The organism is Rhodococcus sp. IEGM 1354 (assembly GCF_030056855.1).
Lineage (GTDB): Bacteria > Actinomycetota > Actinomycetes > Mycobacteriales > Mycobacteriaceae > Rhodococcoides.
In genome coordinates this window covers 110,131-125,319 of the sequence record NZ_JASHKT010000003.1, presented here as the reverse complement: position 1 = coordinate 125,319, position 15,189 = coordinate 110,131, and the positions used below count along the sequence as shown (strand labels likewise).

General features: G+C 63.8%; 12 protein-coding genes. 6 read left to right on the top strand and 6 right to left on the bottom strand.

Annotation, left to right across the window (positions count from 1 at the left end):
- Nucleotides 1-61: 61 nt before the first annotated feature.
- Complete coding sequence (locus tag QM588_RS07815; RefSeq protein ID WP_283312484.1) at nucleotides 62-2,242, bottom strand: glutamine synthetase III family protein; 2,181 nt, start codon at nucleotides 2,240-2,242, stop codon at nucleotides 62-64.
- A gap of 207 nt (nucleotides 2,243-2,449) precedes the next feature.
- On the opposite strand from QM588_RS07815, the gene QM588_RS07810 reads away from it, so the two are divergent.
- On the top strand, nucleotides 2,450-2,917 hold the full coding sequence (locus QM588_RS07810; protein ID WP_283312483.1) for an SRPBCC domain-containing protein: 468 nt from the start codon (nucleotides 2,450-2,452) through the stop codon (nucleotides 2,915-2,917).
- 36 nt (nucleotides 2,918-2,953) lie between these two features.
- On the opposite strand, the gene QM588_RS07805 is transcribed toward QM588_RS07810, so the two are convergent.
- The gene (locus QM588_RS07805) at nucleotides 2,954-3,793 is read right to left on the bottom strand and encodes a class I SAM-dependent methyltransferase (protein WP_283312482.1); all 840 of its coding nucleotides are present in this window, start codon (nucleotides 3,791-3,793) and stop codon (nucleotides 2,954-2,956) included.
- A gap of 148 nt (nucleotides 3,794-3,941) precedes the next feature.
- On the opposite strand from QM588_RS07805, the gene QM588_RS07800 reads away from it, so the two are divergent.
- Nucleotides 3,942-4,829 (top strand): DUF5996 family protein, encoded by an 888-nt coding sequence (locus tag QM588_RS07800; RefSeq protein ID WP_283312481.1) that lies wholly within the window; start codon nucleotides 3,942-3,944, stop codon nucleotides 4,827-4,829.
- A 123-nt stretch (nucleotides 4,830-4,952) separates the two neighbouring features.
- On the top strand, nucleotides 4,953-6,305 hold the full coding sequence (locus QM588_RS07795) for an MFS transporter (RefSeq protein WP_027495755.1): 1,353 nt from the start codon (nucleotides 4,953-4,955) through the stop codon (nucleotides 6,303-6,305).
- Between the two features lie 85 nt (nucleotides 6,306-6,390).
- Here the strand turns inward: QM588_RS07795 and QM588_RS07790 are convergent, their stop codons facing one another.
- From QM588_RS07790 to QM588_RS07775, 4 genes are all read right to left on the bottom strand, one after another.
- A complete protein-coding gene (locus tag QM588_RS07790) occupies nucleotides 6,391-7,833 on the bottom strand; it encodes a fatty acid desaturase family protein (RefSeq protein WP_283312480.1) in 1,443 nt (480 codons plus the stop codon).
- A gap of 24 nt (nucleotides 7,834-7,857) precedes the next feature.
- The gene (locus QM588_RS07785; protein WP_283312479.1) at nucleotides 7,858-8,955 is read right to left on the bottom strand and encodes a ferredoxin reductase; all 1,098 of its coding nucleotides are present in this window, start codon (nucleotides 8,953-8,955) and stop codon (nucleotides 7,858-7,860) included.
- A gap of 98 nt (nucleotides 8,956-9,053) precedes the next feature.
- Entirely contained in the window at nucleotides 9,054-10,550 is a 1,497-nt protein-coding gene (locus QM588_RS07780; protein ID WP_283312478.1) for an FAD-dependent oxidoreductase, read from the bottom strand.
- Between the two features lie 38 nt (nucleotides 10,551-10,588).
- On the bottom strand, nucleotides 10,589-11,494 hold the full coding sequence (locus QM588_RS07775; protein ID WP_032405699.1) for an AurF N-oxygenase family protein: 906 nt from the start codon (nucleotides 11,492-11,494) through the stop codon (nucleotides 10,589-10,591).
- A 154-nt stretch (nucleotides 11,495-11,648) separates the two neighbouring features.
- Between QM588_RS07775 and QM588_RS07770 the strand changes: the two genes are divergently transcribed.
- From QM588_RS07770 to QM588_RS07760, 3 genes are all read left to right on the top strand, one after another.
- Complete coding sequence (locus tag QM588_RS07770; RefSeq protein WP_283312477.1) at nucleotides 11,649-13,172, top strand: adenylate/guanylate cyclase domain-containing protein; 1,524 nt, start codon at nucleotides 11,649-11,651, stop codon at nucleotides 13,170-13,172.
- A 115-nt stretch (nucleotides 13,173-13,287) separates the two neighbouring features.
- A complete protein-coding gene (locus QM588_RS07765) occupies nucleotides 13,288-13,953 on the top strand; it encodes an HAD-IA family hydrolase (RefSeq protein WP_283312476.1) in 666 nt (221 codons plus the stop codon).
- Between the two features lie 24 nt (nucleotides 13,954-13,977).
- Nucleotides 13,978-15,189, top strand: coding sequence for a sedoheptulose 7-phosphate cyclase (locus tag QM588_RS07760; protein ID WP_283312475.1), 1,212 nt, complete (start codon nucleotides 13,978-13,980; stop codon nucleotides 15,187-15,189).

The following is a 15,189-nucleotide window of genomic DNA, read 5'->3' as shown; positions in this document are numbered from 1 at the left end:
GCCACTGATCACTAGAACGATCGAGATCCACGAAGCTATTCCGCTCCGAGACATTGCTCACTCACAGGATGTAGAGCATCTCCTGATACGTCGGCAGCGGCCAGAGATCGTCGGCCACCATTGCTTCGAGGGTGTCGGCCGCAGAACGCACAGCCGCCATCGCAGGCAACAGTTCGTCCTTGGCGTGGGTGGCCTCGGCAAGAGCGTCGCCGCCCGGATCCGCCTCGAGTGCGGCCTTCAATGTCGCCAACGCGGCTCGCAGCTCCGACAGTGGAGCCGACACTGCCTGCAGCGCAGTCATGTCCACGTCGTCGACGCCCGCGCCCTTCAGCGCGCTGACGTTCTGCGCCAGCTCCGTCTGGTAGCGCACTGCAGCGGGCAGGATCGATGTCTGACCCATCTCCAGCGTCAACCGCGCCTCGACGAACACCGTCAACGCGTACTGCTCGAGCCCGATTTCGTAGCGCGAGTGCATCTCTCGGTGGTTGAACACCTTGTACTTCTCGAACAGTTCCATCGCCGACTCGGAAATCAACTCAGGCAACGCGTCGAGCGTCGTACGCAGGTTCGGTAGGCCGCGTGCCTCGGCCTCGATCTGCCAGTTGTCGGAGTAGCCGTCGCCGTTGAACACCACCGCGCCGTGTTCGGTGATGATCTCGGTCAGCAGATTCTGCACGGCGGTGTCGAAATCGGTGCCGTCGGCGACGGCCGCTTCGAGGTTGGTCGCCATGTAGTCGAGCGCCTCGGCCATGATCGTGTTGATCGTGACCATCGGGCCGTTGACGGTCTGCATCGAACCGGGGGCGCGGAACTCGAACCTGTTGCCGGTGAAGGCGAACGGGCTGGTTCGGTTGCGGTCGCCGGGATCGGTCGGCAGTACGGGCAGGGTGTCGGCACCGATCATCATGGTGCCCTTGCCTTTCGAGGATGTGGCTGCGCCCTTGGCGATCTGGTCGAACACGTCGGCGAGCTGATCGCCGAGGAAGATCGAGATGATCGCGGGCGGAGCCTCGTTGGCACCGAGGCGGTGATCGTTGGTCGCCGACGCCACCGATGCGCGCAGCAGACCGCCGTACTTGTGCACCGCGCGGATGACGGCGGCACAGAAGACGAGGAACTGCGCGTTGTCGTGGGGGTTGTCGCCGGGCACCAGCAGCGATCCGAGCTCGGAGTTGCCGAGGGAGAAGTTGACATGCTTGCCGGAGCCGTTGACGCCCTCGAACGGCTTCTCGTGGAACAGACACTCCATACCGTGCTTCTTGGCGATCGTCTTGAACGTCGTCATCAACAGCTGCTGGTGATCGGCAGCAATGTTGCCGCGCTCGAACATCGGCGCGATCTCGAACTGTCCGGGGGCGACTTCGTTGTGCCGCGTCTTGGCCGGGATACCGAGCTTGAACAGCTCACGCTCGGTGTCCATCATGAAGCCGAGCACGCGCTCGGGGATGGCTCCGAAGTAGTGATCGTCGAATTCCTGACCCTTGGGCGGCTTCGATCCGAACAGGGTACGACCTGCATTGAGCAGGTCGGGGCGGGCCAGGAAGAAGTGCCGGTCGACGAGGAAGTACTCCTGCTCCGGGCCGCAGAACGAGACGATGTTCTCGATGTTCTCGTGTCCGAACAGCTTCAGGATGCGCTCGGCATGACCGCCCATCGCCTGCTGGCTGCGCAGCAGCGGGGTCTTGTGGTCGAGGGCTTCACCGGTCATCGAGACGAACACCGTCGGAATGCACAGGGTATTGCCGTTCGGGTTCTCGAGGACGTACGCCGGGCTGGTGACGTCCCAGCCGGTGTACCCGCGGGCCTCGAACGTGTTGCGGAGGCCGCCGTTGGGGAAGCTCGACGCGTCGGGTTCGCCCTGGATCAGGGTCTTGCCGGCGAACTCCGCGAGTGCGCTGCCGTCACCGACCGGATCGAAGAAGCTGTCGTGCTTCTCGGCCGTGAGCCCGGTGAGGGGGTAGAAGACGTGTGCGTAGTGCGTCGCGCCTTTTTCGAGGGCCCAATCCTTCATCGCCGACGCCACCGCGTCGGCCACCATGGGGTCGAGCTTCTTGCCCTTGTCGATCGTGGCCATCACCGACTTGAACACCGACTTGGGCAGTCGCTTCTGCATGACGACCTTGCTGAAGACGTTCTCACCGAATATCTCGCCCGGCTTCTCGTCTCCGACGAAGCTGACCGCAGGCGGCACGTACGCCTCGACGTCTTTGATCGCCTGCAGGCGGACGGTATTTCCACTCATGGCTACCCCTTGGCAAGGTGCGCTCCGCACCTGGTGTGTGCGGAGTCCGACTCGGCGACTGTACGAATGCCTCGTGGCGGTGGTGTTTCGTCGCTGTGTCCACTGCAATGCAAAACGGACGGGGAGGCAACAACCGCGATCGGAGTTTCCTCCCGCGCCGGCGGGGGTAAAAACGTAGCCAGCATAAACAACTGAAAGGCGTGCTCCATGACCGACGAGTTGACCGTCCGGCGCGTGATCGACGCTCCCCCCGCCTCCGTGTTCACCGCGCTCGCCAATCCCGAGGTTCAGGCTGCGGTCGACGGTTCGGACATGCTGCGCGGCGCGATCGACCCGACGCCGCTGAATGCGGTGGGCGACACCTTCGCGATGGACATGTATCAGCCGGAACTGGGCGAGTACGTCATGGAGAACACCGTGTTCGTTTTCGAGCAGGACCGTCGCATCGGTTGGATTCCCAATCGTCAGGGCATGGAACCCCGTGGCACGCGGTGGTCCTGGGAACTCGAGGAGGTCGCCGACGACCGGACGGCACTGACGCAGGTGTACGACTGGTCCCGCGTCGCCGATCCGGAGTTCCGAAGGATGGCCAGCTTTCCGAGGGTGACCGAAGAACAGATCGTCGGCACGATGCGCCGGCTCGCCGAACACCTCGGCGTTCCGCTCGAAGACTGATCACCGAGACAGTCGGCCCAGCTCGGTACGTCGAAGTCACTCTCGTTCCGGCGCAGGCTTTTTCGCGAGAACGGTGAAGTTGTCGGCCGCGGACTCGTGTCGGTCCGGCGCGATACGCTCGCCGTCGTCGCCGTAGACGGCGAGCAGTTCGAGGCCCGCGCCGGCCACCAGAGTGCGGATGTCGTCGAGGGTCGCGAAGTGCATGACGAGGGCGAATTCGTGGGCTTGCAACGGGGCCAGAGCCCACGATCGGTGATCCTCGGCCTTCGACCGATTGACGAACCAGTTCCGCACACCCCGCACTTGTGCCGACGGGTCGAGCAGACGGCGTCCGACGGCGACGAGGAGTACTCGTAGGGAAAACTGTGGTCGAGTCGTCGGCCGCCGTAACTGAAACGGGCTCTCCAGATACGACCGGCCACCGCGATTGAGCGTCGAGAAGACGACGACCCCCGACTCGCCGGTCACTCGCGCGAATTCGGCCAGTACGCGGCGACGTTGCTCATGGGTCACGGTATCGAGTCCGTTGTTGCTGAAGACGACCAAGCCGAACTCACCGTCCTCGAACGCCGCCAGGTCACGAGCGTCGGCGACGTGCGCAGGCAGATCGGGGAAGTTCTGCCGAAAGGCGTCGATCATGTTGGGCGCGTAGTCGATTGCCACGTAGCGATCGGACAGCAATCGCAGCAGCGGCGTGGTGCGGCCGCTGCCCACACCCACGTCCAACACCGGAACGCCGCGGGCCATGTCGGCAGCGGCGACCAATGCTGCAGCCTCGCCGCGATCGAGAAATCCGTCGGTCGGCCCCATGAATTCCACGTAGGTGGCGGCAACCCGAGCATCGTCGAACACACCACGGTTGGAATCGGTGGACAACTCGGACACCTCCACGTTCGCGAGCTGCGGACGTACCGCAGCTGCCGACGACCGTACCGACGAACCCTGAGGCGCGCCTGAGGTGCTGCGTCCCGGTTTCTCGGCACAGGTATGGTCTCGTTCCCCCTCGTCCGTGCATCATCGACATATGACGAATTCGTACGACGCATGGCCCGAACTTCGAGTCGACAGCTGGGCGGACACGCGCGACACAGTGCAGCTGTGGACCCAGATGGTCGGCAAGACCCGAATGGCGTTGTCTCCCCCGCTCAACCACTGGTGGGGAGTTGCGCTCTACGTCGACTCGTCGGGGCTGACGACGTCGCTGATGCCGCTCGGCGATCGAGGCCTCGAGATTCGCTTCGACTTTCTTGCGCACCAGCTGATCCTCGCCACCACCGATGGCGAGCGCCGAACCATGAAACTCGAGCCTCGAACCGTTGCGGACTTCTACGCCGAATACACCGATCTGCTTTCCGAACTCGGAGTCGAGGCTCCGATCGTGGCAGTGCCGGTCGAACTGCCACACGCGACACCGTTCGCCGAGGACGTCGAACACGCCTCGTACGACGCCGATGCGGTCCAGAAGTTCTGGCGAGCGCTCGTCAGCGCTCATCGGGTGTTCTCGGAGTTTCGAGCCGGCTTCCGCGGCAAATCCAGCCCGGTCCACTTCTTCTGGGGCGCTTTCGATCTCGCTGTCACACGATTCTCAGGTAAGCCTGCACCACAGCATCCCGGTGGTGTTCCCAACTGTCCCGACTGGGTGATGCACGAGGCATACAGCGACGAGGTGTCGAGCGCCGGGTTCTGGCCGGGCGGGGCCGCGGAGGGCGCGTTCTACGCGTACGCCTACCCGAACCCGGAAGGCTACGACAGTCATCCGGCTGTCACTGCTCCCGCGTACTTCGATCGTGAACTCGGCGAGTACGTACTTCCGTACGAGTCCGTCCGCACCGCCGAGGATCCCGACGCACTTCTGCTCGCCTTTCTCGAGAACACCTACCGCGCTGCCGTCGAGACCGCCCACTGGGACTAGCCCGGGTGGGGGCGGTCCTCGTTTCCCCCCATTCGGGGGTATCCGACGGGTGACCCGGATCACTACCGTTCGTCGCATTCGGTATCGCACATATACCCGATACCCGACAAAAACGGAGGAACCATGACTGCTGTCTCGCCCGAGGATCCGGGCGTCGCCACTCCGACCCCACCGGCGGTGCAGACGAAGACGAGCGTCCGCCGAGTTGCGGTTGCGAGTGGCATCGGCACCACGATCGAGTTCTACGACTTCTTCATTTACGGCACCGCCGCCGCGCTCGTCTTCCCCACGATTTTCTTCCCGGCGCTCGGATCGACCGCAGGCACCGTGGCCTCGTTCGCGACGTTCGCCGTCGCGTTCATCGCCAGACCCGTCGGTGCAGTGCTGTTCGGCCACTTCGGCGACCGCATCGGTCGTAAGAAGACCCTGATCTCGACCCTGCTGTTGATGGGGGTGTCCACCTTCGCGATCGGTCTACTGCCCGGCGCAGCCACCATCGGAGTCGCAGCCCCGATCATTCTGGTGCTGCTCAGATTCGGGCAGGGATTCGCCGTCGGCGGAGAGTGGGCGGGTGCCACGCTCCTCACGGCCGAGTACGCACCTGCCGGCAAGCGTGGGTTCTATGCGATGTTCCCACAGCTGGGCCCCTCGGCCGCGTTCATCTTCTCCAGTGCGACGTTCCTCGCCACCGGCCTGCTGTTCGGCGATACGAACGAGACATTCCTCAACTACGGGTGGCGAATTCCGTTCCTGCTCAGCGCTGTTCTGGTCCTCATCGGCCTCTACATGCGATTGGCCATCGAAGAGACCCCGGTCTTTCGAGCCAACAAGCTCGCCGAGGAGCACGCTCCGGCGAACTCGGCACCGACCAAATTGCCGATCTTCGACGCTTGGCGCATCCAGAAGCGCGAAATCATCACTGCGGCAGGCGCATTGGCATCCCTCTTCGCCTTCTTCTACATGGGGACCGCATACCTGACGAGCTACGGCACCAAAACCCTCGGGTTCGACCGCCCGTTCGTGTTGGTCACCGGGATAGGCGCTGCGGTGATCTTCGGTATCGCCATCGCCACCTCGGCAACCTATTCCGATCGCGTCGGCCGACGTCGGGTCATCATGGCGGCGTGCATCGTCGCGGTGCCGTGGTCGATAGCACTGTTCCCATTGCTGGACTCGGGCTCACCGGTCGCGTTCGTGATCGGCATGTGCGTGACGCTCGCGATCTTCGGTGTTGCGTACGGCCCGACCGGAGCTCTGCTTCCGGAGCTCTTCCAGACCCGATTCCGTTACACCGGAGCAGGTTTGGGCTACAACCTCGCCGGCGTTCTCGGTGGCGCGATTCCGCCGATGCTTGCCGCACCGCTCACGGCCGCGTTCGGCAGTATCTCGATCGGCGTGATGCTGGCGCTGCTGTCGGTGCTGAGTCTGGTCTGCACCAAGAGACTGATCGAGACCAAGGATGTCGACATGGCATAGGGGCCCACGACCGACACACAGAAGAACCGCGGCCACCCGGAAGTCGGGTGGCCGCGGTTCTTGTCAGCTGTGTGGGTAACGAAATCTAGTCGTCGCCACGGGGCGGCGGCTGGACGTCGACGCCGCCGGAGTTGTGCTCCGGTCCCGCCGCAGGATGTCCTGCCGGTACGCGACCGCGAGTCTTGGCGGCCTCACTGTCCTTGGTGGCACCCTCGGCGAACTTCCGACGCCAGCTCTCCTCGGGACGGTAGGGGCCCGGCTTCGGCCGAACCTTGCCGCCCGGGAACGCCAGCCGTGCAATGGTCCGCTGGACCATGCCCCACTGCTGGAAGAACGGTCCGGTGTTGTACGGCAATTCGTAGCGCTCGCAGATGTCCTTGATCTTCGGCGCGACGTCCGAGTACCGGGTGCTGGGCATATCCGGGTACAGGTGGTGTTCCACCTGGTAGCTCAGGTTGCCGCTCATCAGGTGGAACAACGGTCCGCCGTCGATGTTGGCGGCGCCCACCAGCTGACGCACGTACCATCCGCCACGGGTCTCGTTCTCCACCTCTTCCTGGCTGAAGGTGTATGCCTGATCCGGGAAGTGACCGCAGAAGATGATCGCGTTCGACCAGACGTTGCGGATGATGTTCGCGGTGAAGTTGGCAGCCACCGTCGAGAGGAACGTGCTCTCGACACCACTGAGGCGTGAATCCAGCAACGCTGCGGTCTTACGGTTCTTGCCGAATCGAGACGACCCACGCAGCTTGGACGCCAGACGTGACCTCTTGCTCTCGGGCAGACGACCGCCCGATGCGAGCTGCGCCAGCGCGAATGCCCCGGCACTGATCAGCGGCCAGCCCACGTAGTCCTTGACGAACTGCTTGCGTGCCTTGACGCCGATGCCCTTGAGATCCTCGACGAGTTCCTTGACCGGCTTCTCACCGCGGCGAATTGCCTCGATATCGAGATCGTGCAGAGCGACGCCCCACTCGAAGAACGCCATCAGCAGCACGTTGTAGAACGGCTGGGCCAGGTAGACGGGGCTCCACTTCTGCCGCGGATCGATACGCATGATCTCGTAGCCGAGATCCTTGTCCTTGCCGCGAATGTTCGTGTAAGTGTGGTGCACGTAGTTGTGCGAGTGCTTCCACGAGTTGGCGGTGGATGCGGTGTCCCAGTCCCACACGGAAGAGTGGATTTCCGGATCGTTCATCCAGTCCCACTGGCCGTGCATGACGTTGTGGCCGATCTCCATGTTCTCGAGGATCTTCGCGATCCCGAGGCATGCGGTACCGGCCAGCCACGCCGGCTTGCTGGTGGAGCCGAGCAACAGCACGCGACCGGCGACCAGCAGCTGACGCTGGGCTGCGATCACCGAAGTGATGTACTTGCGGTCCTTGTCACCGAGGCTGGAGTACACCTCGTCGTGAATGGCGTCGAATTCCTTGGCGAGTTCGGCGATCGTCTCGTCGCTCAGGTGCGCCAACGGGTTCACCGGCTCATCGGTGTCGGTGGCGCGCCTGGTGGTTTCGTCGATAGACATACATTCCCCTGTTCGAATGGAAGATCAGAGTTCGATTTCGATGTCGCCCTCAGCAGTGTTGACACAGATCCGAACCGCTTGCCCCGTAGGTTCGGAGATATCCCCGTTACGTAGGTCACGTAAACGCCCCTTCCTCAGGGTACCTACGCACGTATGGCAGATGCCGATCCGGCAGCCGTACGTCAAATCCAGACCGGCCTCCTCGCCGGCGGCGAGAATCGTTGTGCCGCCGTCGCATTCGACGTCCTTCTCGCTGTTGACGAAGCGAACGGTACCGCCCTCACCAGCGTCGTCTCCGCCGCCGATGACCGGCTGAAAACTCTCGTAATTGAATCGATCCGACTCTCCCTGGTCCCTCCAGTAGGAGCGCAGATCGTCCAGATGTTCACCCGGACCGGAGCAGAATGCTTCTCGCTCACGCCAATCCGGGACCAATTCATCCAGTTCCGACGCCTTCATCCGACCTTCGTCACTGGTGATGCGAAGCTTCACCGTCAGCCCGTCGTGCTTGGCTTCCAACTCCTCGAGCGTGTCCGCGAACATCAACTGTTCACGGTTGTGCACCGAGTGCACCACGACGACGTCACGGACCTGATCGTGATGATCCAGGGCGCGCAACATGCTGATGATCGGCGTGATGCCACTGCCGGCGCTGATGAACACCATCTTGTCCGGTACGGGGCTCGGCAGAGTGAATTCACCCTCCACCTCGCTGAGTCGCACGATGTCACCGGTTCTGATGGTGCCCACCAGATACGGCGAGACCGTGCCCGACGGCACCAGCTTGGGACTGACGCTGACCAACCCGTCGTCGGGGTCCGGATCGGACGTCAGGGAGTACGCCCGCCAGTGATAGCGGCCGTCGATGAGCACCCCGAGCCGTACGTACTGGCCCGGCGTGTGACCCTGCCACTCGAAACCGGGACGGATGTACACCGACACGGCCTCGGACCCCTCGGGAACCACTCGCTCGACCTTCCCCCGAAGTTCGCGCGTGGTCCACAGCGGATTGATCATCGACAAGTAGTCGTCAGGCCGGAGCGGATTGAACAATGATCGGACTGCGCGCAGCATCGTCCGTCTTACAAAAGAAACCTGGGGCTTGGCCCCCCGTTCAGCCATACTCAACGGTAACTCCGAGAAGCTCGCCGTGCGTACGAATCGCGCAGACTCGAATCAGACTGCTACACAATGTGAACAGAACGGGGAGTTACCGCCGGTCAGCGGGTCCGCGAGACTCGATCACCGAGAGCGGCGCTCACTTTGCCGTACCAGCCGACCGGGCGCGCCGGCCCCCGGGTGGGAACGTCGGCGAGCAAGGCCTCGGCCGTTTCCTCTGCGTCGATCTTGTTGTCGCCGATGCCGCCCGTGGCACCCCGTTTGGCCCAGCCGACTACGTAACTACCCGGAACCGGAGTGCCGTCGGCAGCGGTGATCCGGCCGCCGTCGTTGCGAATGGTGCCGGTGATGTCGTCGAACGGGACGCCCGGCGACGGTGTTCCGCGATAACCGATCGCGAGCAGAACCAGCTCCGTCGAGAGAGTGACCGCGTGTTCACCCACACCCACCTCGATGGACTCCACCGAGCCCTGCCCGCGCACAGCAGCAGGTGCCCGCCCGAATGCGAACACGATGCGACGCCCGTGCGCGCCGGATCCGAGATCGACTCGGGCCGCACCGGCCAACGCCGATGCAGGGGCCGACAGCGGGAGCCTGTCGATCGCGTCGACGATTCCGTCCGGTCCCGCGACGACGACGTCGACTCCGGCGCGGTCGACGAGCGCCTTGCACTCCGATCGTGTAAAAGCCGCGAACTCCGGGCCTCGTCGAGCCAGCACGACCACTTCTCGTACGCGATTGCGACGGAGCTCGGCCAGCGCGTGCGGGGCGATCTCGGTTCCGTTCAGGGAATCGGGATCGGCCGTGAGAATACGTGCGGCGTCGAGAGCGACGTTGCCGTTACCGATGATGGTGACGCGGTCGACGCCCGTGAGGTCGATGGCGTCGGCGGGGATGTCGGGATGGCCGGTGTACCAGCCGACCAGGGTGCGCGCGCTGACCGAATTGCCGAGATCGATACCGGGAATGTCGAGCGCTCGGTCCTTGTCGGCACCGACGGCATAGACGACGGAGTCGAACTTTCGAGCCAACTCGACGTGATCGACGTCCTTGCCCACCTCGGTGCCGAGCTTCATCGTCACGCGTGGGTGCGCGAAGATTCCGCGAAAGTGCTCGCTGATGCGTCGAGTGCCGAGGTGGTCCGGTGCGACGCCGTAGCGTGCCAGACCGCCTGCGGTCGGCAGCCGGTCGTAGAACGTGATCGTGGTTCCGGGCACGCGTAGCAGGGCTTGCGCGGTGTAGCAGGCCGCCGGACCGGTGCCCACGATGGCGATGCTGACCGGAGGCAGCTCGTTGACCGTCGCCACCGGAAAGCGCGGCTCACCCCACTCCGCTACGGCCGGCTTGTCGCGGTAGTAATCCGCGTTGATCTCGGCGTAGATCTGCTGGTCCGGAGTCAACCGGGACACCCGGGTGATCGCGTCGACCGGGCACGCGTCGGCACAGGCCCCACAGTCGATGCACGAGCGCGGATCGATGTAGAGCAATTCGGTCTTGCCGAAATCCGGCTCGTCCGGCGTCGGATGAATGCAGTTGACGGGGCACACCGACAGGCAGGATGCGTCGTTGCAACAGTTCTGCGTGATCGCGAACGGCATGGGTTATCGGATGTCCTTCACGGCCTCGAAATGAGTGGTCAGAGCATGTGCAAGCGACGGTAGATCATCTCGGCCGGCTTGGTGACCAAACCGCAGTCGAGAAGAAATGCCATCAGATGCTCGCTCGAGGTGCGCATCATCGTGTGGTGGTGGGCATTGTTCTTCGCTTCCTTCACCGCACGGTCGACATCGAGGCCCGCTGCTGCGTAGACCTCCTTGTTGACCATGTTGGACACGATCAGCCGAGCGGCGATCGCGACGACGAGCGCGCTGGCCTTGCGGCGAGCCGGGCTCTTTCCCTCGATGTCTTCACGCATCTGTGCGCGCGCGAACGTCATGTGTCGCGATTCCTCGACGACGTGGATCTTGCTGGTGGTACGCACGAGCGGAAGCACGTTCTCGCCGCGCATCCAGTCGCGCTGCATGACGTCGAGCACCTCTTCGGCGACGAGGATGCCGCCGTAGGCGACCTCGGCGGATGCCAATGCCTTGAATCCACGGCCGAGCTCGATGCTCGACCGGCGCGGCAGGTAGGCCTTGATGCCCATCTTCTGGCAAGCCCGCGCGAACATGATCGAGTGACGGCACTCGTCGGCGATCTCGGTGAGCGCGAACTGGAAATCCGAATTGGACGAGTCCTTGCAGTACTGATCGCGCAACACCATCTGCTGCAGGATCATCTCGAACCAGATGCCGGTGCTCATGATCGAGCAGACCTCGTGGCGAGTGAGCGTGATGCGCTGTTCCTCGCTCATCTCGTCCCACAACTTCGTGCCGTAGAGCGTGCTCCACTCCGGATTGAGGCCGTAGAGGGACGGATCGAGATCGGCCTCCCAGTCGACCTCTTCGGCCGGGTCGTACGACAGCTGGGCGGCGGAATCGAGCAGACGTGCGGAAACATCCTCGGGCTCGAGGACATCGTTCCTGGAGAGTGTGCTGGTCATCGCCGTCGTTCCTTTCATCGTCGAACAGGAGTGGTTAGCTGTTACGGAGATTACCAGGTACTTGCGGACACAGGTAGTGGTTCCTCGGAATCCACCGTCGGTGTGCCGGGCCGAGCCCCTACAGTTCGAGCGACCACAGAAACGGAGATCCTCGGTGATCGCACCTCTACGCTCTGCACTGACCCACACCCCGATGCGGCTCTACGCGGCGGGAATGGTGTCGGCCAACGCCATCGGGGCGGTCATCGTCTTCGTGTTGGCGCGGTTCATCCTGCCCCTGCCGATCGGCTCCGAAGAGATTTTGTCCGACCGCAACTACCTGGCGTTCTTCGTCTACCTGCCCGTCGCCATCGGGCTCGGCATCGCGCTCGGTCTCCACGTGGCGAAGCCGCTCGTGCTGTGGCTGCACACCGGCGGAACGCCGTCGGACGAGACCACGATCGCCGTGATTCGGCTCCCTCTTCGGCAACTCGGCGTGCACGTTCTGTTGTGGGCGCTCGGTGTTGCGGTGTTCGTCGGTGTCAACGCCTCGGCCGGGGCTGCGCTGTCGATCATCGTGGCCATCGCCGTCAGTTTCGGCGGACTGGCGACCTGCTCACTGGGCTATCTTGTGGCCGAGCGCTGTCTGCGTCCGATCACCGCGGCCGTGATGGAGGTCGGCGAGGTCACCGACACGGCGGCGCTCGGCGTGAAACTGCGCGTCGTTCTGATCTGGGTACTGAGTACGGCCATTCCCATCCTGGGTCTCGGGCTGATCGGACTCGGCAGACTGATCGATACCGTCATCCCCCCGGACGTCGACCTGTCTCCCGCTATGGTCTCGCTCTCTGCCATCGCCCTCGTCGTCGGTTTCGGCGGCATGTTCCTCGTCGGTCGCTCGGTGTCCGATCCGCTGCAGCAGGTGAGCTCGGCCATGCAGCGAGTGGAGGCCGGTGCCACCGATACCCGCGTCGACGTCTACGACGCCTCCGAAATCGGCAGACTGCAGAACGGGTTCAACAAGATGGTCGTCGGTCTCGACGAGCGCGAACGACTCCGCTCGCTGTTCGGCCGGCATGTGGGCCACGATGTCGCCCAGCGCGCGTTGGCCAGCGCGCCCCGTCTCGGCGGCGAAAACCGAACCGTCGCCGTCCTGTTCATCGACCTGGTCGGCTCCACCGCACTGGCCGAACGCGAGTCCGCCGAGACGGTGGTGGACCTGCTCAACCGATTCTTCGCAGTGGTCGTCGAACACGGCGAGCGCAACGGCGGCTTCGTCAACAAGTTCGAGGGCGATGCCGCCCTGCTGATCTTCGGCGCTCCGGTCGACCATCCCGACCCGGCCACCGCGGCGCTGCGCACTGCACGCACCCTCGCCGCAGCGCTTCGGGCCGACGGCGGATTCGAGATCGGCATCGGCGTCACATACGGGCCGGTGATCGCCGGCAACATCGGGGCCGAGTCCCGTTTCGAGTACACCGTCATCGGCGACACCGTGAATCAGGCGGCCCGGCTCACCGATCTGGCCAAGGACGACCCCGACACCGACGTCCTCACATCGTCGACGGTGCTCGAACACGCGACCTCGGACGAGAAGCAACTGTGGCAATCGGGTCGGTCCGTGACCCTTCGCGGGCGATCCGCACCGACGGTTCTGGCCGCTCCGATACTGCGCGACGAACAGGCGAGCGCACCGTAGAAAATTCGAAGGTTTCCCTTTCGGTGCCGATGGGGCATACCCCCCGAACCAACCCACCCATCGCGCTGGCGCGAGACATTTGCTGGTACAACGTCTCTCGCTCCGAAAGGCACCCATGCCCGCAATTCTGTTCGGCTCCATCAGCACTCTCGTCGACACCTCCGAGCTGCAGCGACGCTCGTTCAACGAGGCCTTCGCCGCCCACGATCTGAACTGGAACTGGTCGCAGGACGACTACCGGTCCATGCTCGGATCGAACGGCGGTGCCGACCGCATCAGCGAATACGCGTCGAGCACCGGAACCGAGGTGGACGCGGCCGCCGTGCACGCCACCAAGTCCGAGATCTTCCAGCGGCTGATCGGCGAATCCGACGTCAAGACGCGACCGGGCGTGGCCGACACGATCGACTCCGCGAAAGCGAACGGGTTGAAGGTCGGGTTCGTGACCACGACCTCGCGCGAGAACATCGACGCACTGCTCGCAGCACTGTCTCCCGAACTGACCGCCGACTCGTTCGACATCATCGTCGACGCCTCGTCGGTCGATGCGGGCAAGCCCGATCCCGCGTCATACGAATTCGCATTGAAGACGTTGGGCGAGAACGCGTCCGACAGTGTGGCCATCGAGGACAACGCCGGCGGAGTGCAGGCGGCGGCAGCAGCGGGCGTCACCTGTGTCGCGTTCCCCAACGAGAACACTGCCGGTACCGACTTCGGCTCGGCCACCGACACCGTCGATGCACTCGATCCCGAGCGTGTCCGCGCTCTGATCGCAGCCTGACCCTTCATCCACCCAGGAGTAATTGTGAGCAATCTTCAGGCCCAGGTCGTCGCCGGAGACAGGTCGTTTCGCGTCGAAGGCTACGAGCGCATCGAGTACGACCTGATCTACGTCGACGGAGTGTTCGCGATCGAGAACACCGAACTGGCCGACAGCTACCGGCCGTACGGTCGCGCGCTGATGGTCGTCGACGAATCCGTGCACGACATCTACGGCGACCGGATCAGCGCATATTTCGATCATCACGAGATCGCACTGACGGTGGTTCCGGTTCACATCGCGGAGACAGCGAAGTCGCTGGAGACATTCGAGCGCATCGTCGGTGAATTCGACGCCTTCGGCCTGGTCCGCACCGAGCCGGTTCTGGTAGTCGGTGGTGGATTGACCACGGACGTAGCAGGTTTCGCCTGCGCCAGCTACCGACGCAACACCCCGTACATCCGTATTCCCACGACGTTGATCGGCCTGATCGACGCAAGCGTGTCGATCAAGGTCGCCGTCAACTACGGAAAGCACAAGAACCGCCTCGGTGCATACCATGCATCGCAGAAGGTGCTCCTCGACTTCTCGTTCCTCGGCACACTGCCCGAGGATCAGGTTCGGAACGGGATGGCGGAGCTGATCAAGATCTCTGTCGTCGGCAACCTGGAGATCTTCGAATTGCTCGAGCAGTACGGCCCGGAACTGCTACGTACCCGCTTCGGCCACCTCGACGGAACACCCGAATTGCGTTCGGTGGCCGACCGTCTGACGTACTCGGCCATCGCGACCATGCTCGAGCTAGAGGCCCCCAATCTCCACGAGATCGACCTCGACCGCGTCATCGCCTTCGGCCACACGTGGAGCCCCACTCTCGAGCTCACGCCGCCCGCACCGTTCTTCCACGGCCACGCCATCAACATCGACATGGCCCTGTCGACCACGGTCGCCGAGCAACGCGGCCACCTGTCCGCGGCCGACCGTGACCGCGTGCTCGGAGTCATGAGCAGCATCGGGCTGGCGCTCGACAGCCCGTACTTGACACCCGAATTGCTCTCCGAGGCAACGGCATCGATCCTCAAGACCCGGGACGGGATTCTGCGCGCGGCAGTACCCGACCCGATCGGATCCTGCCGTTTCCTCAACGATCTGGATGCGAACGAGCTGGCCGATGTGCTGACCTTGCACAAGAAGATCTGCCTGGACTTCCCACGGGCGGGCGAGGGTCTCGACATGTTCACCGCTCCGACACCGTGA